We start from the raw sequence: 23,129 nt of genomic DNA, 5'->3' as shown, positions 1-23,129 counted from the left end.
GGGAGGTTCAGATCGGCCAACCGCGTCAGGCTCAGTAAACGTCGGCCCGTGTGTTGTAGACGTTGAACTTGCCGGTCGGCGTGATCAGGCGCGGGTCCTTGATCACCTTCTTCAATTCAAGCGTCTTGTCATCGACAACCACGATGGCGCTTTCCAGGTCCTTCGCGTTCCAGACCGAGAACCAGACCTCTGTACCATCACGATTGAATTCGGGCTGCACGACGCGCGGCTGGCCTTCTGCGATGCCCGCCCATTCGCCGATTGGCAACGTCATGTATTCCGGGTCTTCGCCTGCCTTCATCTCCGGAATCTTGAACACGGCAATCGATGCCGAGGTTTCGGCGTCGGGGTTCAATGTCGCGTCCACATAGAGGTTTTCGGATTCCGGATGCGTCTTGATGAAGAGCGACCCGCCCCCGAGCGCATAGAAGGTCTCGACGATCTTCCAGGCCTTGTCGGCCTGCCCTTCGGGATCGGTTCCGATGAGCGCCACGGAATCGTCACCCAGATGGGACGTTGCCCAGACAGGACCGTGATCGGGGTGCACGAAGTTGGCACCGCGGCCCGGATGTGGGGTCAGACCTTCGGTGTCGGTGATCGCGACCAGCTTGCCTTCCTTGGTGTCGATCACGACCAGCTTGTTGCGCGCATTGGCGGCGGTGATGAAATAGCGCCGCGTGCTGTCGAGCCCACCATCATGAAGAAAGCGTTCGGCCTCGATCTCGGTGGTCTTGAGGTTTTTCAGATCGGTGTAGTCGACCAGAAGGATCTTGCCGGTTTCCTTGACGTTGATGATGAACTCCGGCCGGTAGTGGCTGGCCAGAATCGCCGCAACGCGCGGTTCCGGGTGATAGGTCTGTTCGTCATAGATATATCCGCGTGTCGACTTGATCTTGAGCGGTTCCAGCGTGTCCCCGTCCATGATGACGTATTGCGGCGGCCAGTAGGCGCCAGCGATGGCGTACTTGTCCTCGTAGCCTTCCATCTTTGATGTCTCGACCGAACGCGCCTCGATGCCGATCTTGATTTCGGCCACCGTTTCCGGGTGATCCATCCACAGGTCGATCATGTTGACCCGCGCGTCACGGCCAATGACGTAAAGGTATCGGCCCGAGGCCGAGATGCGGCTGATATGGACCGCGTAGCCGGTTTCGATCACCGAGTGGACTTCGTAGGTGCCACCGTCGATCAGCGCAATTTGACCCGCGTCTCGCAGAGTGACCGACATCAGGTTGTCGATGTCGATGTCGTTCATCTTTTCGGTCGGGCGGTCTTCGGGCGCGACGACGACCTTCCAGCTTTCGAGCATCTTGTCCATGCCCCATTCCGGCGGCACTGCCGGATCGAGCAACAGGTAGCGCGCCATGATATCGATCTGTTCTTCACTCAGATCGCCCGAGGTGCCCCAGTTCGGCATGCCAGCAGGCGAGCCGTAGGTGATGAAGCTCTGCAGATGTTCATAGCCCAGTTCCCGCGTGATATCGACGGTCAGCGCCTTGCCGGTCGCGCCCTTGCGCAAAACGCCATGGCAGCCCGCGCACCGCTGGAAATAGATCTGGTTGGCGACGTTGTATTCATCCTGGGTAATCACCGGATCTTCCGGGCGCAGGCCCGGGATTTCCAGATTGAGTTGTCCCAGCGTGTCGTATTCGCCCACGTAGGACCCGGCTGGGCTGGTGTCGTGAACCTGTTCCGGGTCGTCCTGAGCCGAAATAGGGCCCGCGACGGCCAACGCCAGCGCGGCGCTGGTAAACAGCAGTCGGCTACGTATGGCTTTGATACTTTGCATGACGTTGTCTCCGTGAAGCTGGTGAGGCCACGGTCAACCTTGCACCGCGGCTGGGTGCGGTCCTTGACTTTCGTTAAGGACCCTTCAAGCGGGCGGCGATAGCGGTTGATTCATGAGATGCGCGTTTCATCCTCTGCGAGTCGCGGCAATTGTCGTTCTGGCGTTCTTTGGCGCCCCGCAGGCGATTGCCGAGACCCGCATCGGGTTCGAGGCCGAAGTCGCACCCGCAGTTCCCGATGCCGCGCTCGCCGCTGAAATGTTCGGTGTACCCCTGCCCGTCACCGTTGAGCGAACCGAATCCCCGATCCCCGGCTGGCAGGTCAGCGCACGTGACGGCACAACACTTGGCCGCATCGGATCGAGTTGGGAAATCGCCTCGTCCGTTGGGTATTCCGGGCGCCCGATCGACATGCTGGTGGCGGTGGATAGGGACGCACGGATCGCTGCCGCCCGTCTGATGCGTCAATCCGAACCGATCCTGACGCTCGGGCTGACCGAATCCGACATCGTAGGCTTTGTCCAAGGTTTCGAAGGCATCGACCTTCGTGCACCGGAAAAGACGGACGTACCCCGTTTCATCTCGCGCGCCACCGTCTCCACAGCGGTGATCCGAGACGCCATCCTTCGAACAGGCCGGACGCTGGCGCTCGCCGATGGCGGCACCGGCAGCGGCAGGATTGATCGCCTGACCTTTGAGCCACTCGACTGGGACGCGCTTGTGCGGATCGGCGGCGTGCAATCTGCCACCATGTCAATGGCCGAGGCCGCAGAAATCTTTGCCGGAACAGAAAATGCGCCAAACCCCAGCGCGGCGCATTTCCTTGATCTGCACGTCGCACTACTCGACCCGCCCGAGATCGGCCGGAACCTGTTGGGTGAACGGGCCTATTCGGGCGTAATGGGGGATCTGCCCGCCGATCGCGTGGCGCTGTTCCTTGCCTCGCGGGGGCTGTATTCCCATCGCGGCCTGGACTGGCGCAACTCAGGGGTCTTTGACCGGCTGGCGGTGATCCAGAACGCCAACCGCTATCCGGTGACCGATCAGGGCTACCTGCGCATTGACGACCTTGCCATCGAAGGTGCTCCGGTTTTCAAGGAACGCAGCCTGTTTCGCATCGGTGGCAACGGGTTTGATCCCACGGAACCGTTTCGCGTCGAGGTTACCGCCAGCCGTGACGCCGCATCCGGGCCGGTGACAGCGACCATCGGCGTCGACTATGCTCTGCCCGAACGGTTTCTGCTGCCACCTCCGCCGCGTCAGGTCCCCTTGTGGGAGGAGATGTGGCTGCGCAAACGCCCGGCGATCATCGCGCTCGCCACAATGCTGACGGTGCTGACCGGCATCCTGCTCTTTCAGGACAGCATCACCCGCCGCCCTCTTCTCTGGCGCCGACTGCGACTGGGCTTTTTGACCGTTACCCTTGTCTGGCTCGGATGGGGCGTGAATGCGCAACTCTCGGTGGTTCAGGTCGTTGCCTTCCTGCAATCGCTGCTCAGCGGCTTTCGGTGGGAGACCTTCCTGGTTGAACCCCTGATCTTCATGCTGTGGAGCTTTGTTGCGTTGGGCCTGCTGTTCTGGGGGCGCGGTGTGTTCTGTGGCTGGCTCTGCCCGTTCGGTGCATTGCAGGAACTGACCAATCAGGCGGCACAGAAACTGGGCGTGAAGCAAATCGCCGTACCCTTTGGCCTGCACCAGAGGCTCTGGGTCATCAAGTACACGCTCTTCATCGGCATTCTTGCGATTTCATTCTATTCGATGAAGGACGCGCTGATCCTTGCCGAAGTCGAACCGTTCAAGACCGCCATATCGCTTCGCATGATACGCGCGTGGCCCTTTGTCGCCTTCGTTCTGGCAATACTGGCGGCGGGTCTCTTCATCGAGCGGTTCTATTGCCGCTATCTCTGTCCTCTCGGCGCGGCGCTGGCAATCCCGGCCAAGCTGAAGATATTCGATTGGCTTCGCAGACGTCCGCAATGCGGGCGCGAGTGCCGGTTGTGCGAGCCGAAATGCACCGTCGGAGCCATCGACCCGCTCGGACGGATCAACCCGAATGAGTGTGTCCTATGCCTGAGATGCCAGGTCATCTACAACGACCCGAACACCTGCCCCACCCTGAAACGCCGCGCCCGGAGCCAGCAGGCCACATCATGAAATCCACGGCACTTAGGATTTTCTCCGAAGGGTTCCGGGTTTTCTTCCTTGCGGCGGGCCTCTTTGCCATTCTCTCCGGTCTCGCCTGGGGGACATATCTCGGCGTGCACACGACGGGTGGGCTGGTAACAGACCTGCCCTATTCCATGGCGCCACATTTCTGGCACGGCCACGAGATGATCTTTGGCTTCGCAAGCGCGACCATCGGCGGCTTTCTTCTGACGGCGGTGCCGAACTGGACCGGTGGCAGTTCGGCCAAACCCTATTTCATCGGCTTCGTGGCGACGCTGTGGCTCTGCGGACGTCTGGCGATGTGGTGGTCGGCGAGTCTGCCCGGTTGGCTTGTTGCGGTGGCGGATTTGTCGTTTCTCCCCATCCTCATCGCACAGGTGGCGTGGCAGCTGACCAAGCGGCCCAAACCGCAGAACGTGTTGTTCCTCGTGTTTCTCACCCTGTTCTGGACCGCCAACCTGTTGACGCACCTGGATTGGAACGGCGTGACAAAGGGGACGCTCGGTGCCGGTCTCTACGGCGGATTGCTGACGGTCTGTGCCCTGATTTCGGTCCTTGGGGGGCGGGTCACACCAGCCTTTACCCGCAATGCAATGCGGCGCGCCAACGAACCGGAAGACACCTGGCCCGAGAGCTTCCCCATGATCGAGAAGGCCGCCATTCCAATGGCAATTCTCCTTCCGATACCAGTGCTGGCCGGATCGCCAGACTGGGCGGCACCGCTGGCGATCGCTCTCGGTGCAATGCAATTCCTGCGCCTGACCCGCTGGCGCCCGATCTGGTCAATGCATCAGCCAATCCTGATCGCGCTGCATGCAGGATTGGCAATGCTTGGTCTCGGGCTGATCCTCTGGGGGGCGGCGGTGCTGGGTATTGGCAGTGAGGTGGCGGCGCTGCACATCCTTGGCATCGGCGCCGTCGGCGGAATGACACTCGCGGTGATGAGCCGCGCCATCCTTGGCCACAGCGGGCGCGATCTCAGGGCGTCCGGACCTGTCGCCCTTGCCTACGCTCTGATTCCCGTCTCTGCCGCCCTGCGTTGGGGGGCCTCGGAACTGGCCGGCAACTGGTATCTGTCGATGATTCTTCTCGCTGCTGCACTCTGGTGCCTTGCCTTCACGCTGTTCGTGGTCTCGCTCTGGCCCGCATTGACGGGGCCGCGCCGCAAAGGCTGAGACCCGCAATCGGAAATTCCCGTTCCCTTGACTTTCGTTAAGGCTGTGCCGCCGACAGCCCTGCATAAGGGCCCCATCCAACCGGGCGAAGGAGAGCGCTATGCGCGAAGTCATGACCAAGAGCATGGCCCGAAACATTTTTTATGGCGGGTCGTTGTTCTTTATTCTCATCTTCGTGGGGCTGACGATGCACTCGCATCGCTACATTGTCACCACATCAACCAACGCCGAGACGCTGACCGAAAGTGTGGTGCTCGGCAAGCATGTTTGGGAAAAGCATGCCTGCATCAACTGTCACTCTCTCCTTGGCGAAGGCGCATATTTTGCCCCCGAGGTCGGCAATGTGATGATCCGCTGGGGCGTCGATGATGACCCCGACGCGGCCTATGAAACCCTGCGCGGCTGGATGGAAGCGATGCCAACCGGAATTGAGGGTCGTCGCCAGATGCCGGCGTTCGAACTGACCGACGAGGAATACCGCGGACTGGCCGATTTCCTGTTGTGGACCGGCACGATCGATACCCAGGGCTGGCCGCCCAATGACGCCGGCTGAGAAAGGGCAAGCAAGATGAAATATCAAACCCAAAAGATCGCACTGGCCTACTTTTCTGTGGCCTTGGGACTCTTCGTTATCCAGATCGTCGGCGGGCTGCTTGTCGGCTTTGTCTATGTCAGCCCGAACTTCCTTTCGGAACTGATGCCATTCAACATCCTGCGGATGCTGCACACCAATTCGCTGGTTGTCTGGCTCCTGCTGGGGTTCTTCGGCGCAGCTTATTTCCTGATCCCCGAAGAGGCGGAACGCGAAATCCACTCGCCCATGCTGGCCTATCTGCAGCTTATCATCCTTGTGGTCGGGACGCTGGGCGTGGTGCTGACCTATGTCTTCAATCTCTTCGAAGGCAACTGGCTGCTGGGCAAGGAAGGTCGTGAATTCCTTGAACAACCCAAATGGGTCAAGGTGGGCATTGTCGTCGCGGCGCTGATCTTTCTCTACAACGTCTCGATGACGGTGCTGAAGGGCAAGAAGACCGCGATCACCAACGTGCTCCTGCTGGGTCTCTGGGGGCTGGCGCTGCTGTTCCTATTCGCCTTCTACAACCCGTCCAACCTCGCGCTGGACAAACAATACTGGTGGTTCGTGATCCACCTCTGGGTCGAAGGCGTGTGGGAACTGATCATGGCCTCGATCCTCGCCTACCTGATGCTCAAGCTGACCGGCGTGGACCGCGAAGTGGTCGAGAAATGGCTGTATGTCATCGTGGCGCTGGCATTGTTCTCCGGCATCCTGGGCACCGGGCACCACTTCTACTGGATTGGCGGACCGGGGTATTGGCAATGGATCGGATCGATCTTCTCGTCGCTCGAGGTGATTCCGTTCTTCGCCATGATGGCATTCGCCTTCGTGATGGTCTGGAAAGGTCGCCGGGATCACCCGAACAAGGCGGCACTCCTGTGGTCGCTCGGCTGTGCCACGCTGGCCTTCTTCGGTGCCGGTGTCTGGGGCTTTCTGCACACGCTGCACGGGGTGAATTTCTATTCGCACGGCACCCAGATCACCGCCGCGCACGGACACCTTGCCTTCTATGGCGCCTATGTCTGCCTCAACATCGCGATCTTTACTTACGCGATGCCGATCCTGCGCAACCGCGACCCCTATAACCAAGTGCTCAACATGGGTGCGTTCTGGCTGATGTCGAGCGGCATGTGCTTCATGACCTTCACGCTGACCTTTGCCGGTACCGTGCAAACCCACATGCAGCGGGTTCTGGGCGAATACTTCATGGACGTGCAGGAGCAGTTGGCGATCTTCTACTGGATGCGCTTCTTTTCGGGCGTGGTGGTGTTCATCGGCTTGTTGATGCTGGTCTATGCGCTCGCAATGCCGCGCAAGGAGGTGATCTCGGATGATGCCTCGGTCCCGGCGGAGTGAACCCCATGGACGGAAGTTTTGATCAACGGGAGGGGGTGCAAGCCCCCTTCTATCTCGCACAGGGCGATGAATGCGAAGTCTTTGCCGCAGCGCATGCCAACACTCTGCCGCTCTTGCTCAAGGGCCCGACCGGCTGCGGCAAGACCCGTTTCGTGACGCATATGGCGGCGCAGCTGGGCCGTCCGCTCTACACCGTCGCCTGCCATGACGACCTGTCCGCAGCAGACCTGATCGGTCGCTACCTGTTGAAAGGCGGCGAAACTGTCTGGGTCGACGGGCCGCTGACCCGCGCGGTGCGCGAGGGCGCGATCTGTTACCTCGACGAGGTGGTCGAAGCGCGCAAGGATGTGACTGTCGTGTTGCATCCGCTGACCGACGACCGGCGCATCCTGCCCATTGACAGGACCGGAGAGGAACTGGAGGCCGCTCCGGGCTTCATGCTGGTCGCGTCCTACAACCCCGGTTACCAGAACATTCTCAAGACCCTGAAACCATCGACCCGCCAGCGTTTCCTGTCGCTGGAGTTTGATTTCCCCGCTCCATCCGAAGAAGAGCGTATCGTCGCGCAGGAAAGCGGGCTGGACCCTGCACGGGTCAAGGCGCTGGTGCGGTTGGCGGGCAAGCTGCGCGGACTCAAGGGTCAGGATCTGGAAGAAGGGGTGTCAACCCGCCTCGTCGTTTATGCCGCAACGCTGATCCAGCAGGGGATGCCCGTCGAACGGGCAATCCGTGCGGCTATGGTGGAACCACTTACCGATGACGAGGATATCAAACGCGGGCTCCTCGATCTGGTCACGGCCGTCTTTGGGTGAGGCTCGGCCGATGTCCCGGATCACCTTCGAGCCATGGGAACCCGAAGAAAGCGTCGGGAAACTGTGGCATGCCTTCGCCAGTCGCCTGGATGCGCCCGAGGCGCATGGAGGAGCCGCGGTCGACCTTTCCGAGGTCGGCGGGCGGCTGGCGGTTCTCTTCAGAGGCCTGGGTGGCAGCGCGTCAGTCGAGTTGCGCCCGGTCTCGGAGGAAGTCAGCCGCCACAGGCTGTCGTGGCGACGAAAGCTGGGCACCGATGCGGAGACAGTCCCACGCGCCAGTTTCGACGGAGAGGTGTTGCGGATGCCCGCGCGACTTGCGGTTTTCCCGGCGCGCGAAGCAAATGCCGCGCTCTACATCTGGCTCGCAGCCGCCGCCGCCCATGCGCCCCAGCGATGCGCCGACGATGATCCCCTGCGTGCCGATCTGCGCGCCCTCGCCGCGGCGCGGGAAATGCTCTCCACGACATTGGACAATGCGCCCGGGTTGCAAGCCTTGCATGACGCACTGTGCGAAGCCGTGCTCGCCCAACGTCCGGCACCGGCCCTGCCCCGCATCGAGGCACAGGTCGAAGCGATCGTACGCCATATGCTTGGCGACCCTTTGCGCGACACGGCAGCAGATCTTTGGAACGCAATGGATCGCGGCGACCTCTCGGATCTCACCGCCCCGCGCGGCTATCGCCCTTTTCGTCCGGTGCCGCTCTGGCCCGACCTGCGGGCCGTCGAAACCAGCGACCGGCACGAGGCCGAGGAGTCCGAAACCGGCGAGGCGCCCCCTGAAGACAGCGAAGGCAAGACCCATCGTGCCCGCCGTCGCAAATCCGACCTGGCCGAGCGTCGTGACAGCTTCATCCTGCACAAGTTCGAAGCCATCCTGTCATGGGCCGAATTCCTGAACATCAACCGGCGAGTCGATGACGACGACCCCGAGAACGCCCGCAAGGCAGCCGACGATCAGGACGAGATCGGTCTGGGTCAGATTACCAAGGCGCCACCCACCAAGCTGAAACTGCATCTCGATCTCGCGCCCGAGGATGTCGACCGGGAGCGCCTGTCCCAGAAACTGACCTATCCCGAGTGGGATTGCCGCACTGGCGCATATCTGCCCGATCACGCCCGTGTGCTGGCCTCGGTGACGGCCCCGGCGGACGAGGCCTATGCCCATGGCCCCGCCGCCGCACGGCGCATCCGCGCAGTCAAACGCCAGTTCGAGGCGCTGCGTCCGGGGCGTGTGACCACGCGCGGCCATCTTGACGGCGATGCGCTGGATATCGATGCGGCCGTGCGCTCCGAGGCCGACCGCCTTGCCAGCGGCGAAGCCTATGAGCGGGTCTGGATGCAGACCCGCCCCGAAGCACGCGATCTGGCTGTATCGATCCTGCTCGATGTGTCGCGCTCCACGGAAAGCGCGGTTACAGGCCGCGCGGTGATCGACATCGAACGCGAGGCACTTGATGCACTGGCCTGGGGGCTCGACGCCTGCGGCGATGATTTCGCCATCCACGCCTTTTCCTCGCTGAAACGGCATCGGGTCTACGTGCAGACCTGCAAGAGCTTTGACGACCCTATGGGCCCGATGGTCGAACGGCGCCTTGGCGCGTTGCGTCCCGGATTCTACACGCGGATGGGCACGGCGATCCGCCATGTCTCTGCTGATCTGGCCGGGCAGAGCCGCAAGCGCCGGCTCTTGATCGTGATCACCGATGGCAAGCCCAACGACCTTGACCACTACGAAGGGCGCCATGGCATCGAGGACACCGCCATGGCGATCCGCGAAGCGCGCCGCGCCGGGCAATCGGTCTTTGGGATCACCGTGGACAGCGACGCCAAGTCCTGGTTCCCCCGGATGTTCGGCCAGGGCGGCTTTGCAGTGGTACCAAACCCGGAAAAGCTGATCTTTGCCCTGCCCCGCATCTATCGCCAACTGGTTGGCGCATGAGTGCGCAGGGCGGGCTGGAGGAACTGCCGGGCGAGTTGATGATGTGGGTGCTCATCGTCAGCGAGCTGCTGGTCTTCGCGGCTGGTTTGACAGCATTTCTGGCTGTTCGGATGACTGACCCGCTGGGCTTTGCCGAAGCACAGGATCACCTGTATCGCACCGGAGCTGCGCTGAACACGGCAGTGCTGATTTCCAGCGGGTTCCTTGCCGCGCAGGCGCTTGTCTGGCGACGCGTCGAAAAACGCACACATGCGCGGGTGGCGCTGGTAGCGGCGGCCGCATTGGGCGTGCTGTTCCTGGGTATCAAGGGTGCGGAATACGCCGGCAAGGCGGCGCAGGGCATTGCCTGGGATACCCATCCATTCTTCACATTCTACTACGGTCTGACGGGGTTTCACGCCGCCCACGTGGCGGCAGGCGTCCTGCTTCTGCTGCTGGTGGCCGTGCGGGACGCACCCCAGAACATCCAGACTGCGGCAATGTTCTGGCACATGGTCGATTTGGTCTGGGTGCTGCTGTTCCCGGTCATCTATCTCCTGGGATGAGACACATGGGCCTGTCCAGTTCTCTGCTAAAGACATGGCTCTGGCTGACCGGGTTGAGCCTTCTGGCGGCCGTGGCAACGCTGGCACCGATGGCACGCTGGGTTTTGGCCGCGGCGATCTTGCTCTTGGCGCTGCTCAAGGCGCGCCTCATCCTCGCGCGCTACCTCGACCTGTACCGCGCCCCGGGCTGGTTGGCCGGTGCCACGCTGGTGTTTGCGATCTGGACGGTTCTGGCGTTCGGTCTCTACCTGATCCCCGTTCTTATGCGCTGATTTCGATGGCCTGAAACGCGGAGTTGAGAAGCTGCCCAGTGCACCTGGTTCGCGCGCCCCAGAGACAGTGCGGATCGTCGGGTTGTGTCCAGCGGACCGCAGCATAGGCGCGTTCCGATCGAATCAAGATCTGTTCCACGCATCGGCAGGGTCGGTTTCGACAACACTGCGCAACCGTTCTGTATCGGCAATCTCGGCGTGATTGCGTCTGATGCTGACACCAACGGTCTTGAGCCGCGAGAACGCCCGGCTGAGGCTCTCGGGTTTCATCCCCAGCCGCCCCGCGATCAGAACCTTGTCGTAAGGCAACGTGACCCGGCAATTGCCGCCCCCCTCCTCGCACAGTTCAAGAAGAAAGCGCGCCACGCGCTGCGCCCCGGTTTCAGCCTTGAGTTGTTCAAGTTGCGCGACCAGTGAATGAAGATGGTTGAAGGTCGCCGCGAGCACCGAAATGCTGACCTGCGGATCGCGGTGGATCAGCTGAATCAGGGCGTCGCCGGGGATCAGGACGGTGGTACAGGCCGTGGCGGCCTCCGCCGATACAGGATAGGTTCCCTGCCGAAGCGCCACCGGCTCGCCCATGCTCTCACCTTTCGTGAACACGCCCACCACCGCTTCCGCGCCGTTGGGCGCGATACGGTACAATTTCACCCACCCCTCCAGCACCACATGAATGCCCGGGCACTGTTCGCCCTGGAGGAACAGGGTTTCACCACGGTCGGAGTCTCGGAAAACCCCGCGAGACAGGATTGTTTCGACATGCTCTTCGGGCAGGGAACGTATGAGCACCGCGTTCCGTGCAATTGCTTTATGGGCCTCATGCGCCACGAAACACTCCTCTTGGAATACTAAGATGGATCCTACACCAAGAAATCAGGTGCCGCACCCCCGAACGCCCTCCCTTGAACGGTGACTTGACTATTGTCATGGAGACCACCGCCCGCGTTTGCCAGATTGCATCCAGCCATCGCAAAACCGGGAGCCAAATCATGGATTATCAAGAATATTTCCACAACCGGTTGGAAGGGCTGCACGCCGAAGGCAACTATCGCGTGTTCGCGGAACTTGAGCGTGATTGTGGCGCATTCCCCGCCGCGCGACAATACACCGGACGGTGCGAACGCGATGTGACCATCTGGTGCTCCAATGACTATCTCGGCATGGGTCAGCATCCCGAAGTTCTGGCCGCTATGCACGAGGCGATTGACCGCTGCGGCGCCGGTGCGGGTGGCACGCGCAATATCTCGGGCACCACTCATGACCATGTGCTTTTGGAACGCGAGCTGGCAGACCTGCATGGCAAGGAGGCAGCACTTCTGTTCACGTCCGGCTATGTTTCGAACTGGGCGACTCTTGGCACGCTGGCATCCCAAATTCCCGGTTGCATCGTGTTTTCCGATGCCCTCAACCATGCCAGCATGATCGAGGGCATTCGCCATTCCCGCGCGGAAAAGGTGATCTGGAAGCACAACGACCTGGCCGACCTCGAGGCCAAACTGGCTGCGGCCCCGGCCAATACGCCCAAGCTGATCGCCTTTGAATCGGTCTACTCGATGGATGGCGACATTGCCCCGATTGACGGCATCTGTGATCTGGCTGACCGATATGGCGCCATGACCTATCTTGACGAGGTGCATGCCGTCGGGCTTTACGGCCCCCGTGGCGGGGGTGTGGCCGAGCGTGAGGGGCTCATGCACCGGTTGACCGTGATCGAAGGCACGTTGGGCAAGGCATTTGGCGTTGTCGGCGGCTATATCGCCGCCTCTGCCGCGCTCTGCGATTTCGTCCGCAGCTTTGCCTCCGGCTTCATCTTCACCACCGCCTTGCCACCAGCCGTTGCCGCCGCCGCTGCCGCATCGGTGCGGCACCTCAAGACATCCGAAGTCGAGCGAACGTTGCAGCGTCAACGCGTTGCCCAACTGCGAGAACGCCTCGATGCCCTGGACATTCCTCACCTGCCCAACCCCAGCCACATCATCCCGGTGATCGTCGGTGATCCGGTGAAATGCAAATTCGTGAGCGATACGCTGCTGGACGAATTCGGCATCTATATCCAACCGATCAACTATCCCACGGTGCCCAAAGGCACCGAGCGACTGCGCATCACCCCGTCGCCGGTCCATACCCCCGAGGATATCGATCGCCTTGCCGCCGCCCTGGGCACGTTGTGGCAGCGCTGCCAGATCGCGCGCATCCCGGTCGCGGCGCAATAGAGTTTCTCTTTCACAATAAAAAGCCCGGCCGCTTTTCAGCGTCCGGGCTTTGTCAATTTGTCATGTCAATCAGCTGTCGGCCGGCGATACCGTTACCAGATAGGCTGCCATGTCGTCAGCGTTCTTGCGATGCTTGTAGGTCATCTTTGTCTTGACCTTGGACTCACCCAGCACCTCTTCCAACCACGCCTTCGGGTCGGTGATGTAGGCCGCGACGTTCTCCTCGTCCCAGACCAGACCCGTTTCACTCACGGCTGCGAGCGACTCGCCGTACCGGAAATCCGGATCTGAACCGGCAACGCGACCGATCACCCCATAGAGGTTCGGCCCGGTCTTGCCGCCTTTCTGGATCACTGTGCCGTCGGTGGCGATAACGGCGTGACAGGATTTGCAGAGTTTGAAATCCGCTTCTCCGTTTTCGGCATCCCCTGCAAAGGCCGCACCCGCCAGCATCGGCAGGACAGCCAGAACCGGGACGAATTGCTTGATCCCCATAGCGAGTCTCCTCTGGTTGCGCATTCTCTCAGACGTATAGGCTCTCCAGCCGGGCATCCTTGACTTTTCTCAAGAGCTGCTCCGCCTCTTGCCTTCCGGCGGCAAGACACAAGCCCGTGGACAGCCCGTCCGCCATTGCGGCGCTCTTGGCGCTGACCGAGACCTGGCGGATGGTGGGCGCGACCATGCCTCCGCCGCGCGGATCGATAATATGTCCGACAAGCCCCCCGGCATCCATGGTTGTGCCCAGCGGAGCCGATGTTGCCAGCGCCCGCCCTGACAAATGACGCGCATTCGCCTCACCTGCGATAGTCACAGGCCAGCCTGTACCTGTGTTCGCAGACCCCAAAGCAACAATCTCGCCGGTATCGATCAGCACATCCACCACGCCCTCTGCCCGCATCAACCGAGCCACGCGGTCCGCGATGTAACCCTGGGCAATCCCGTTCAATGAGAGTTGCTGTCCGTAGTCTAGCGATACACGACCTGCATCGAACCGCACGCGGTCAAACCCGATCCTGCCGCGCGCGTCTTCCAGCTCCGCCCGCGAAGGTGCATGCCCCTGCCGATACGACATCGCCAGCACGCGCCAAAGGGGCTGGACCGATGGATCGAACCGTCCTTCTGTCACAGCATGAACATGCCGGGCGACGGCGAGGCAGTCGAGGAACTCGAACGAAGGGGTTTGCAACGTCCCTGACGCATTTAGCTGCGAAAGTTCGGACTCCGGGCGATAGAGGCTGAAGATATCCTCCAACCGGTCAATCTCAGCCCGTGCCGCCTCGGTTATTGCAACGGCGCGTGGATGATCCAGCACGATTTGCGCAGGGGCACCCAGGGCGGAGCCTTGCCAGCGAAATGCACGCGCCTCGGGAGCGACAAGACAGGCGGCGGAGACGATGGTCAGAAAACGACGGCGCGTCAGTGTCATGTCATTGGTTTCCTATTTCGCGCGACGGGGCCTGCAAGCCGACGGACCTATAGACGTCGTCAGCAGCCCGCCCCGCACAACCGACGGAACCGCTCAGACTATGGCGGAGGGCGAAAACGCCCAAGATGGCGACCCGAAGAGACGTCACCGCAGACTCCGTATTAAGCATACTGCTATCGCCTTCTTGGGTTTGAATTCTTGACTTTGGTCAAATGGATGCCGACCGGGGCCATCAACCTGGCGAGAACCGGACTGAAGCGTGCACACATGTGATTTGGTTGTGCCGCTGAAGGGACCCGAACCCCCGACCCCATCAATACGAATTTTGAAGCCCACGAGTTGAGCGCTGCAGGGCAACACCGCCTAGAGTCGGTTAACAACTTGCGAAAAATTGATAATTATCCGGCTGAGCCTAGGGCTGCGTTTGACAAAAAAATGTGAACGTTCAACCTACATCCCCTTCTGATTCCGATCCTGAGCGCAGATGGGGGCCCCACCCCATCAACGGGTCCAGGCTTTGATTGTGCCGAACGGGTGCTCGACGGTTGAGCGGCGAAGGCCCATCATGGCCGGGTCGCGACACAAGCGGTCACGCATCTCGTCGACCGGATGCTCGTGTTCCCACCCATTGCCCGGCAGGCGATTGCAAAGCAATCTGCCGAGAGGGGGAGATGCGACGCTCCCTGCCGGTTGTGCAACGCGATTTGACGGGGCAACTCAGACAGGCGGTGGTCCAGTATCGCCGCACAACCAGCCCGCTTTTCTCCGTCGTGTAGCGGTACTTCAGCGTCTCGCCTGCCGGACATCGGTAAACATCCGCATCTGCGTCATAGGCAAAGTCGGCTTTTGCGGACCTGCCTTTCTTGCGGTTTCCGAATGTCTCGGGCCGGGGAGGATTGTCGTGATGCCATCCTCGTGACGGGCTGGAATTTCCCGGCCGCTGAAATAGCCCTTGTCTGCCACCGCGCACATTTCGTCACGTCCGAGAGCGGCCTTCGCCGCCTTGGCCATCGGCGACAGTTGTTCACGCTCGTGCCCGGCATTGATCACGTCATGTGTGACAATCAGATGGGTCTCGGTGTCCACCGCGGACTGGGCGTTGTAGCCAACAAAACCGCTGCCCTTGGCGCTGGTGGCCATGGAGCAGGCATCCGGATCCGTCAGGGATATCTGACTGTCCGGGCTCTCCCTGAGCGCCTGGCCCATGTCCACCAAGCGTTCGATCTCCTGCCGGATAGTCTCGGGAAAGTGTGCGGTCTGGCTCGACGCGCCAAGCGACGCAACCGAAATCCGGAACTTTGCGACACCACCCAGTGCGAATGCAAGAAATTCAGACCCCATATCCGCCGCCGCCCGGAGTGTTCATGACAAAGACGTCTCCGACTGCCATTTCTACTTCGTCGTTGCCTGCCAACGGAGATGTTTCACCGTTTGCCCGTTCGACGAAGTTCAGACCGGTGAGCCCCGGTTGCCCGCCAGCCGCTCCGGCAGGAACGGTCTTTCGGTGGGACGATAACACCGTTGCCGTCATCGGTTCGAGGAATCGCAACCTGCGGGTGATCCCGTCGCCGCCTTTGAAGGCTCCGCCGCCACCGGATCCGCGACGGATCGAGAACTCATCCACCCTGACCGGAAAACGCGTTTCAAGCACTTCGGGGTCGGTCATCCGGGTGTTGGTCATGTGGCTGTGAACGGCACTGGCTCCGTCAAACCCCTGTCCCGCTCCTGTGCCTCCGCAGATGGTTTCATAGTTCTGATGTCGGTCGTTGCCATAGACGAAATTGTTCATTGTACCTTGCGAGCCGGCTATGACACCCAGTGCGCCATACATCGTGTCGGCGATCGACTGGCTGACTTCGGTGTTGCCTGAAATGACCGCTGCGGGGTAGTCCGGGTTGATCATCGACCCCTCCGGAACCCTGAGCTCCAGGGGTTTCATGCAACCTTCGTTCATGGGGATATCCGCCCCGACAAGGGTCCGGAAGACATAGAGAACCACCGCGCGACAGATTGATAGCGGGGCGTTGTAGTTGAGCGGATCCTGAGGCGAGGTTCCCGCAAAGTCGATGATGGCCTGGCGCGTGCTCTTGTCCACCGTGATCTTCACATTGATATGTGCGCCGCTGTCCATCGGGTATTCAAACGAGCAGTCTTTGAGGACATCCAGTACCCTACGCACGCTCTCTTCCGCATTGTCCTGCACGTGCCCCATATAGGCATGGACCACCTCAAGGCCGAATTGGCGCACGATGCCGTTCAATTCGCTGGCCCCGGTTGCGTTGGCGGCGACCTGCGCCGCAAGGTCGGCCATATTCTGGTCGATGTTACGGCAGGGGTATTTGCCCGAGGCCAGCAGAGCGCGTGTCTCTGCCTCTTGCAGCTTGCCCTGTTTGACCAGAAGGAAGTTGTCGATCAGTACACCTTCTTCGTCGATATGACGGCTGTCTGGCGGGGCTGATCCCGGCGTCTTGCCGCCAATGTCCGCATGGTGCCCACGCGAGGCGGCGACAAAGATGATCCGGGTTCCAGCCGCATCAAAGACCGGCGTGATCACGGTCACGTCTGGCAAATGGGTTCCGCCATTGTAGGGGTTGTTCATCATGAACACGTCGCCGGGGCGGATCTTGCCCTTGTTTTGCGCAAGCACAGTGCGGACGCTACCGCTCATCGAGCCGAGGTGGACCGGCACATGCGGTGCGTTGGCGATCAGGTCACCGCTTGCATCAAAGATCGCGCAAGAGAAGTCATATCGCTCCTTGATGTTCACGGAATAGGCGGTATTCGCCAGTGTCGCGCCCATCTGTTCGGCGATGGACATGAACAGGTTGTTAAAGACCTCCAGCATCACGGGGTCCACCTTGGTGCCGATGGCCTCCTGGCGCCGCAGAGGCGTGATCCGGCGCAACAGCAGGTTGCCGCCGGCGATGCTCTCGGCCTGCCAGCCATCCTCGACGACATTGGTGCCGGTCGGTTCGACGATGATTGCAGGCCCGGTGACGGTTTGACCCGTCGCCATCCTGGTCCGGTCCACCATGGGAACATCACGCCAGTCACCCAGGCAATACATGCTTGCCGAAGCGTATTTTTCGGCATCCCGAGAGGCGACTTCCGGCAATGTCACGGCTTCGCCGGTTGCCCCGATGGCCTCTGACGTCAAGAGATCGATGATCAACTCTCCGCGTTCCGGCACAAACCCAAAGCGCTGCTGATGCGCCGCTTCAAAGCCCGACCGCATGTCTTCGGCGGAGCCGAAAGGCACGCCGAGGGCCTGATGCGATCCCCGCGGACGAATATGGGCGGTTCGCACAAGGCTGATCGCGCCGTCCGGGATACCCTGCCCGGACACTTCGGATCTTGCCTCTGCATCCAAGCGGTCAAGGACGCCTTTCGCCTCGGAAACCTCGTCGATGGTCAATGCGAACTGATGCTCGCGGATCGCGCGCACATCCGCCAATCCCATGCCAAAGGCCGAAAGGACTCCGGCGAACGGATGGATAAAGATCGCCTCCATCCCCAAGACATCTGCAACCTGGCACGCATGTTGTCCGCCGGCCCCGCCAAAGCAGTTCATCGTGTATTTGGTCACGTCATACCCGCGTTGCACGCTGATTTTTTTGATGGCGTTGGCCATATTCTCGACAGCGATCCGCAAGAATCCCTCGGCCAGATCTTCGGGGCTGCGAGCCGCTTCGCCGGTTTCTTCGGCGATCAACCTTGACATCTCTTCGAACTTGGTGCGCGCGGCGGCGGCATCCAGCGGATCCGTACCATCCGGCCCGAACACATGGGGAAACTGATCCGGCTGAATCTTACCAAGCACCACGTTGCAATCCGTCACCGCCAATGATCCGCCGCGCCGGTAGGAGGCCGGGCCGGGGTTGGCGCCCGCACTTTCCGGGCCGACCTGCATCCGCCCGTTGGCATAGGTCAGGATCGAGCCGCCCCCTGCGGCGACCGTATGGATGCTCATCATCGGGGCCCGCATCCTGACACCTGCGACTTCGGTCTCGAAGGATCGCTCATACTCACCCGCGTAGTGGCAGACATCAGTCGAGGTGCCGCCCATGTCAAAGCCGATGAGCTTGTCAAATCCGGCGGCCTCGGCACTGCGCACCATACCCACGACACCCCCTGCCGGCCCCGACAGGATGGCATCTTTGCCCTGAAACAGCGACGCATCGGTGAGCCCGCCATTGGACTGCATGAACATCAGCGATCCGCAGCCCCCCCGGCTCGCCCCTAGCGCATCGCTGACCTGTCCGACATAGCGGCGCAGGATGGGCGACAGATAGGCGTCAACCACGGCGGTGTCGCCGCGCGATACCAGTTTGATCAACGGGCTGACCGCATGGCTGAGCGACACCTGTGTGAACCCGGCCGCCCGCGCCAGATCGCCGATCTGTTTTTCATGCTCCTGAAACCGGTAGGCATGCATCAGCGCCACGGCGACCGAGCGGTATCCCTTGCCATAGGCATCGGCGAGGGCCGCGCGGACCTCGTCGACATTCAGCGGCGTGATGACCTCGCCATCCGCCGCAAGACGCTCATCAACCTCGATCACCTCATCATACAGCAGTTCCGGCAATACAATCTGCAGATCAAAGAGGCGCGGCCGGTTCTGATATCCAATCCGCAGCAGATCCCGCATACCCTTGTTGATCAAGAGCAAGGTCCGCTCGCCCTTGCGTTCCAAGAGTGCGTTGGTCGCAACCGTTGTGCCCATCTTCACGGCCTCGATCGTCCCGGTCGGAATTGGATCGCTGCCGTCAAGCTTCAGCATGTCGCGGATTCCGTGAACCGCCGCATCGGGGTATCGCTCGGGATTTTCAGACAAGAGCTTGTGCGAGATCAGATCTCCGTCGGGCTTGCGCGCAACGATGTCTGTAAATGTGCCGCCACGATCGACCCAGAACTGCCACATGATTCATCTCTCCTGTTTTGCGGACACATTGTCCCCGCGTCTATCTTCAGATCAGATTGCCGGACTGGCGGCGTCTAGTGGTAGAACAGGCTCGGCAGCCAGAGCGCGAGGCTCGGGAAGGCCAGCAACAATGCCACCATCGCAAACATCGTCACGACGAATGGAGCGGAGCCCTTCATGACATCACCAATCGAGCCACGTTCACGAATGCCCTGGACAACATACAGGTTGATCCCGATCGGAGGTGTTATCAACGCAGTCTCGAGCAGCACCATCAGCAATATCCCGAACCAGACCGGATCATAGCCGAGCGCAATGACAATTGGCGTGACGAGCGGTGCCGTCGTCAGCAACATCGAAAGCGTTTCCATGAAACAGCCCAACACGACGAGCACTGCGATCAACACCAGCATCGTTTGAAACGGGCTGAGACCCAGCCCCTCGACAGAGGCCGCCAATGCCGTGGTGACACCAATCACCGAGAGAACGAAGTTCAGAAAGACCGCAGCCAGAATGATCAGCATGATCATCGAGGTGGTGCGCATTGTCCCCTCGATCGCGGCGCGCAACATGTCTATCGTCAGTTTCTTGTTGAAAGCCGCCAAGACAAGCGCCGCGACGACTCCTAGGGCCGCAGCTTCGGTCGGTGTCGCCCATCCGGCATAGATGGACCCCACGACCACGACAAATATTCCGATCGGAGGAATGAGCGCTGGCAGGGCGCTGATCCGCTCGGCCCAGGTTGCGCGCAATGCTTCACCGCCCCACTTCGGCTTGATCAGGCAAAGGACAACCACGGTCAACATGAACAACGCAGCCAGCATGAACCCGGGAACAAAGCCCGCAAGATAAAGCTCGGGCACCGATGTATCGGTCAAGAGCCCGTAAAGGATCATGTTGATCGATGGAGGGATCAGAATGCCCAGTGTCCCACCGGCGGCGATTGTTCCCAGAAACAGCGGCTCATTGTAGCCCCGTTTCTCGATCTGCGGCACAGCCACAGTGCCAATCGTCGCGGCGGTTGCCACGGACGAGCCGGATGTCGCGGCAAACAGGGCCGATGATCCGATATTCGAGTGCATCAATCCGCCCGGCAACCAGCCAAGCCATTTGACGATACCCTCATACATCCGTTCGGTGATACCTGCCCGCAGCAGGATTTCACCCAGCATGATGAACATCGGGATTGCCACAAGCAGAAAGTCGGTTCCGTTCTGCCATGCGGTGTCACCAAGTGCGCGCCATAGCGGGATGCCGGCATCCCATTGCAGGATCAGTCCCAGCCACCCGAGGGCAGCGGAAATCGGTACGGCGATTGCAATCAGCGCAAGCAGAATGACAAGTGTTTTAGTCAGCATCAGACTGTCTCATCTTCGATTTGTTCAGAAAGAGTCTTCATGCCGATCAACTGGTCGGCCCTTTCGCCACGTCCCGTGAACAGGTTGGCGAGTGCCGCAATGAACATCAGGACTCCGGTGGCGACGAAGAACAGCCACCCAATGAGCCAGGGGATTTGTGGAATAGCCAAAGGCGTGCGCATCGGCGTGATTGATCGCGATCCGTTTTTTAGCGTGTCCCCCACCAGGCTCCAGGCCATATAGGCCACCACCGCGCCAAACCCGACGAGCAGCACCAGTCCAACGAGGTCGGCAACCCGCTGCATGGTTTTGGGAAAGAACGTATAGACCGCGTCAACGCGAATATGCGCGCGCTCAAACAGCGCATAGGCAAAACCCAGAGACGTTGCGACCCCGAAGGCATAGCCAGATATTTCGTCAGCGCCGCCTAACGATACATTCAGGAACTTTCGCAAGAAGACTTCGATCGTAACGAGGATCGCGGACCCGAGGATAAGGCTGCCGCCGACCCAAACAAACACGCGCGACACGGTCTCTGCGGCATTCAGCGTTCTGTCAAACATGTGTCAGGCCTTTCCGGACGAGATCGAGAAATTCTGACGCGGCCGGGAGCGCCCCGGCCGCGTGGTCTGGTGCTTGGTACAGACTATTTGGCCACTGCGGTCAGCCCCAGGACCGGGCCGATCGTTTCGTTCCAGGTGGCCGTGCATTCCGCGCCGCAACGCTCGGCCCAGCGGGCCAGGATCACGTCGTTCGCAATTTGGTCACGCACCGCCAGATCCTCGGACGAAGGCTCAACCAGCACCATGTCTCCAGGTTCGCCAATGTCGCAGGCCCCGCCGGTAATGCAGGCGATTGCGACTTCATCCTCGGTTGCGGTTTCGGCCCACATTTCCTCGTTGAGGGCAGCGATCTCAGTCGAAAGCAGGGCCTTTTGATCGTCTGTCAGGCTGTTCCACTTGTCCATGTTCATCGCACCAAAGGCCAAGCCCCAGCCAACCCTGAGCGTGTAGGCGTGGGTTGCAACCTGCTGCCAATTTGCGGTGTAGGCCGACATGGTACCTGTTATCGCGCAGTCGACGACGCCCTTTTCCAGCGCCGGAATCACTTCTGCGAAAGACACGGTCACCGACGTTCCGCCGACGCCCTCAACGAAATCGCCGAGTGACGTGGTATATACACGGATCTTCTTGCCGCTGAGGTCCGCAATGCTGTTGATCTCGGCGTTGCACCAAAGTGTCTGGCTTGGAAACGGATAGAGCATCAGCAACTTGGCGTTGTAAATCTCGGCAAAGGACTTCTCGAGTGTCGGAAAGAAGGCATCAGCAACTTTGCGCTGTGTTTCGATGTCCTGCGTGAGCGACGCAAGATCTGCCCCCTCGAAGATCGCGTCCTCGGCCGCCACATATCCCGGCAGACCGAAGGCGAAATCGAATACACCGTTCTGGACCATGCGCATGATCTCGAAACCCTTCAAACCCAACTCGGTCTGGGGTTTGATGTCGCCAACGATCTTGCCATCCGTGGCAGCCGCGATGCGTTCGTTCCAGAAGGGGCCCTCGTGCTTGATGTAGTTCGTCAGATTGCCCCAGGTTCCTACGGCACGAATGCTCACCGGGTCTTCGGCAAGTGCACTGCTGGCCATCAGGGCAAGGCACGCAGCACCGATTGTCACTTTCACATTGTTCATTGGTCAAATCCTGTTGTTTGAGGTCGCGAATTCTGAATGATCGGGTTTTCGGCATCTTCGGGCACATCGGTGATCAGCATGTGACCGGGTTTGTGGGTGATGCAGATCGGCAGGCCGGCTTGTTCAATCGCAACTTGTGGCGTGACACCGCAGGCCCAAAACACTGTCACATGACCATCTGGCACCGGGGCCGGATCGCCCCATTCCGGACTGGCAATGTCCTTGATTCCGATCTGCGCCGGATCGCCAGTATGAACGGGACCACCATGGGCATGAGGGAACCTGCGCGAGATACCGGAGACAAGTTCAAGCTGATTGGCAGGAACAGCACGCATGCTGACCACCATTTTTCCATGAAACGGGCCGGACGGCACAGTTTCGATGTTCGAGCGGAACATCGGCACCGTCGTATTGTTTTCGATATGCCAAAGCTCGACACCGGAATGCATCAAGGCGTGTTCAAAGGTGAAGGAACAACCCAGAGCGAACGCGACAAGATCGTCCTGCCAGATATCAGCGATGTCACTCACCGTGTCTGAGAGTTTGCCATTGCGGTAGATGTTATAGGCTGGCACGTCGGTTCTGATGTCGATGTCATGGCCCAGTGTAAACATCATCGGATTGCCTGTATCCGACACGCCCGACAGGGGGCAGGGCTTGGGGTTGCGCTGACAAAAGCGCATGAAGTCCAGGGCATATCGCTCGGGCAGGATCGCCAGATTCGACTGCAGGACTTTTGGCGCGAGCCCCGCCGTATGCGAGCGGTATGCGCCGCCCCGAATGGCGGCCCGGATCGAGTTTCGATCCATCGCCTTGAGGTCTTTGTATGATGATGCCAATGCCTGCCCCTCTTCCCGGGCACAGCTTGGCAATACTCAATCTATAAAATCAA

19 protein-coding genes and 1 pseudogene are annotated in these 23,129 nt (G+C 60.6%); 9 read left to right on the top strand and 11 right to left on the bottom strand.

Features of this window, described 5'->3' with window-relative positions:
- Positions 1-31 precede the first annotated feature (31 nt).
- Complete coding sequence (locus tag QO231_RS16010) at positions 32-1,789, bottom strand: cytochrome D1 domain-containing protein (RefSeq protein WP_316778529.1); 1,758 nt, start codon at positions 1,787-1,789, stop codon at positions 32-34.
- A gap of 112 nt (positions 1,790-1,901) precedes the next feature.
- Between QO231_RS16010 and QO231_RS16005 the strand changes: the two genes are divergently transcribed.
- From QO231_RS16005 to QO231_RS15970, 8 genes are all read left to right on the top strand, one after another.
- Complete coding sequence (locus QO231_RS16005; protein ID WP_316778526.1) at positions 1,902-3,941, top strand: 4Fe-4S binding protein; 2,040 nt, start codon at positions 1,902-1,904, stop codon at positions 3,939-3,941.
- A complete protein-coding gene (locus QO231_RS16000) occupies positions 3,938-5,128 on the top strand; it encodes an NnrS family protein (RefSeq protein WP_316778523.1) in 1,191 nt (396 codons plus the stop codon). The genes QO231_RS16005 and QO231_RS16000 overlap by 4 nt, the downstream gene beginning before the upstream one ends.
- Before the next feature lie 100 nt (positions 5,129-5,228).
- Positions 5,229-5,681 carry a c-type cytochrome gene (locus tag QO231_RS15995; protein WP_316778521.1) on the top strand — a complete coding sequence of 151 codons (453 nt, stop codon included), beginning with the start codon at positions 5,229-5,231 and terminating at the stop codon, positions 5,679-5,681.
- Positions 5,682-5,696: 15 nt separating this feature from the next.
- Positions 5,697-7,061 (top strand): cbb3-type cytochrome c oxidase subunit I, encoded by a 1,365-nt coding sequence (locus QO231_RS15990; protein WP_316778518.1) that lies wholly within the window; start codon positions 5,697-5,699, stop codon positions 7,059-7,061.
- A 5-nt stretch (positions 7,062-7,066) separates the two neighbouring features.
- Positions 7,067-7,873 carry a CbbQ/NirQ/NorQ/GpvN family protein gene (locus tag QO231_RS15985; RefSeq protein ID WP_316778515.1) on the top strand — a complete coding sequence of 269 codons (807 nt, stop codon included), beginning with the start codon at positions 7,067-7,069 and terminating at the stop codon, positions 7,871-7,873.
- Positions 7,874-7,883: 10 nt separating this feature from the next.
- Positions 7,884-9,812, top strand: a complete 1,929-nt coding sequence (locus QO231_RS15980; protein WP_316778512.1) for a nitric oxide reductase activation protein NorD — start codon at positions 7,884-7,886, stop codon at positions 9,810-9,812.
- The gene (locus QO231_RS15975; RefSeq protein ID WP_316778510.1) at positions 9,809-10,357 is read left to right on the top strand and encodes a cytochrome c oxidase subunit 3; all 549 of its coding nucleotides are present in this window, start codon (positions 9,809-9,811) and stop codon (positions 10,355-10,357) included. The genes QO231_RS15980 and QO231_RS15975 overlap by 4 nt, the downstream gene beginning before the upstream one ends.
- Before the next feature lie 5 nt (positions 10,358-10,362).
- Positions 10,363-10,629: a cytochrome C oxidase subunit IV family protein gene (locus tag QO231_RS15970; protein ID WP_316778507.1), complete on the top strand. Its 267-nt coding sequence runs from the start codon at positions 10,363-10,365 to the stop codon at positions 10,627-10,629.
- A gap of 123 nt (positions 10,630-10,752) precedes the next feature.
- Here QO231_RS15970 and QO231_RS15965 read toward each other — a convergent pair whose 3' ends face one another.
- On the bottom strand, positions 10,753-11,457 hold the full coding sequence (locus QO231_RS15965; protein WP_316778505.1) for a Crp/Fnr family transcriptional regulator: 705 nt from the start codon (positions 11,455-11,457) through the stop codon (positions 10,753-10,755).
- Positions 11,458-11,618: 161 nt separating this feature from the next.
- Between QO231_RS15965 and hemA the strand changes: the two genes are divergently transcribed.
- A complete protein-coding gene (gene hemA, locus QO231_RS15960) occupies positions 11,619-12,842 on the top strand; it encodes a 5-aminolevulinate synthase (RefSeq protein WP_316778502.1) in 1,224 nt (407 codons plus the stop codon).
- 69 nt (positions 12,843-12,911) lie between these two features.
- Here the strand turns inward: hemA and QO231_RS15955 are convergent, their stop codons facing one another.
- The 9 genes and pseudogenes from QO231_RS15955 to QO231_RS15915 form a co-directional block, all read right to left on the bottom strand.
- A complete protein-coding gene (locus tag QO231_RS15955; protein ID WP_316778499.1) occupies positions 12,912-13,337 on the bottom strand; it encodes a c-type cytochrome in 426 nt (141 codons plus the stop codon).
- Between the two features lie 28 nt (positions 13,338-13,365).
- Positions 13,366-14,268: an FAD:protein FMN transferase gene (locus QO231_RS15950; RefSeq protein ID WP_316778497.1), complete on the bottom strand. Its 903-nt coding sequence runs from the start codon at positions 14,266-14,268 to the stop codon at positions 13,366-13,368.
- 589 nt (positions 14,269-14,857) lie between these two features.
- Positions 14,858-15,016: a hypothetical protein gene (locus QO231_RS15945; protein ID WP_316778494.1), complete on the bottom strand. Its 159-nt coding sequence runs from the start codon at positions 15,014-15,016 to the stop codon at positions 14,858-14,860.
- 35 nt (positions 15,017-15,051) lie between these two features.
- A pseudogene (locus tag QO231_RS15940) lies at positions 15,052-15,462 on the bottom strand (transposase); the annotation flags it as partial.
- A 136-nt stretch (positions 15,463-15,598) separates the two neighbouring features.
- On the bottom strand, positions 15,599-19,189 hold the full coding sequence (locus QO231_RS15935; RefSeq protein WP_316778490.1) for a hydantoinase B/oxoprolinase family protein: 3,591 nt from the start codon (positions 19,187-19,189) through the stop codon (positions 15,599-15,601).
- A gap of 74 nt (positions 19,190-19,263) precedes the next feature.
- Entirely contained in the window at positions 19,264-20,547 is a 1,284-nt protein-coding gene (locus tag QO231_RS15930) for a TRAP transporter large permease (RefSeq protein WP_316778488.1), read from the bottom strand.
- Entirely contained in the window at positions 20,547-21,110 is a 564-nt protein-coding gene (locus QO231_RS15925) for a TRAP transporter small permease subunit (protein WP_316778485.1), read from the bottom strand. The genes QO231_RS15930 and QO231_RS15925 overlap by 1 nt, the downstream gene beginning before the upstream one ends.
- 83 nt (positions 21,111-21,193) lie before the next feature.
- Entirely contained in the window at positions 21,194-22,237 is a 1,044-nt protein-coding gene (locus tag QO231_RS15920) for a TRAP transporter substrate-binding protein (protein ID WP_316778482.1), read from the bottom strand.
- Positions 22,234-23,076, bottom strand: a complete 843-nt coding sequence (locus QO231_RS15915; RefSeq protein ID WP_316778479.1) for a putative hydro-lyase — start codon at positions 23,074-23,076, stop codon at positions 22,234-22,236. Before QO231_RS15915 ends, QO231_RS15920 begins: the two co-directional genes overlap by 4 nt.
- Positions 23,077-23,129 lie beyond the last annotated feature (53 nt).

Origin of the sequence: Sedimentitalea todarodis (genome assembly GCF_032595355.1) — a bacterium.
In the GTDB taxonomy this organism is placed as follows: Bacteria; Pseudomonadota; Alphaproteobacteria; order Rhodobacterales; family Rhodobacteraceae; genus Sedimentitalea; species Sedimentitalea todarodis.
Note: the sequence above shows the minus strand (reverse complement) of the source record. Positions and strands in the feature narration are given on the sequence as shown.

Bases quoted from the DNA above. Each gene is read 5' to 3' on its own strand.
- QO231_RS15975 (WP_316778510.1), top strand. From the start codon at position 9,809: ATGAGTGCGCAGGGCGGGCTGGAGGAACTGCCGGGCGAGTTGATGATG.
- QO231_RS15925 (WP_316778485.1), bottom strand. From the start codon at position 21,110: ATGTTTGACAGAACGCTGAATGCCGCAGAGACCGTGTCGCGCGTGTTT.
- QO231_RS16000 (WP_316778523.1), top strand. From the start codon at position 3,938: ATGAAATCCACGGCACTTAGGATTTTCTCCGAAGGGTTCCGGGTTTTC.
- QO231_RS15935 (WP_316778490.1), bottom strand. From the start codon at position 19,189: ATGTGGCAGTTCTGGGTCGATCGTGGCGGCACATTTACAGACATCGTT.
- QO231_RS15920 (WP_316778482.1), bottom strand. From the start codon at position 22,237: ATGAACAATGTGAAAGTGACAATCGGTGCTGCGTGCCTTGCCCTGATG.
- QO231_RS15980 (WP_316778512.1), top strand. From the start codon at position 7,884: ATGTCCCGGATCACCTTCGAGCCATGGGAACCCGAAGAAAGCGTCGGG.
- QO231_RS15985 (WP_316778515.1), top strand. From the start codon at position 7,067: ATGGACGGAAGTTTTGATCAACGGGAGGGGGTGCAAGCCCCCTTCTAT.
- QO231_RS15970 (WP_316778507.1), top strand. From the start codon at position 10,363: ATGGGCCTGTCCAGTTCTCTGCTAAAGACATGGCTCTGGCTGACCGGG.
- QO231_RS15955 (WP_316778499.1), bottom strand. From the start codon at position 13,337: ATGGGGATCAAGCAATTCGTCCCGGTTCTGGCTGTCCTGCCGATGCTG.
- QO231_RS16005 (WP_316778526.1), top strand. From the start codon at position 1,902: ATGAGATGCGCGTTTCATCCTCTGCGAGTCGCGGCAATTGTCGTTCTG.
- hemA (WP_316778502.1), top strand. From the start codon at position 11,619: ATGGATTATCAAGAATATTTCCACAACCGGTTGGAAGGGCTGCACGCC.
- QO231_RS16010 (WP_316778529.1), bottom strand. From the start codon at position 1,789: ATGCAAAGTATCAAAGCCATACGTAGCCGACTGCTGTTTACCAGCGCC.
- QO231_RS15995 (WP_316778521.1), top strand. From the start codon at position 5,229: ATGCGCGAAGTCATGACCAAGAGCATGGCCCGAAACATTTTTTATGGC.
- QO231_RS15930 (WP_316778488.1), bottom strand. From the start codon at position 20,547: ATGCTGACTAAAACACTTGTCATTCTGCTTGCGCTGATTGCAATCGCC.
- QO231_RS15990 (WP_316778518.1), top strand. From the start codon at position 5,697: ATGAAATATCAAACCCAAAAGATCGCACTGGCCTACTTTTCTGTGGCC.
- QO231_RS15950 (WP_316778497.1), bottom strand. From the start codon at position 14,268: ATGACACTGACGCGCCGTCGTTTTCTGACCATCGTCTCCGCCGCCTGT.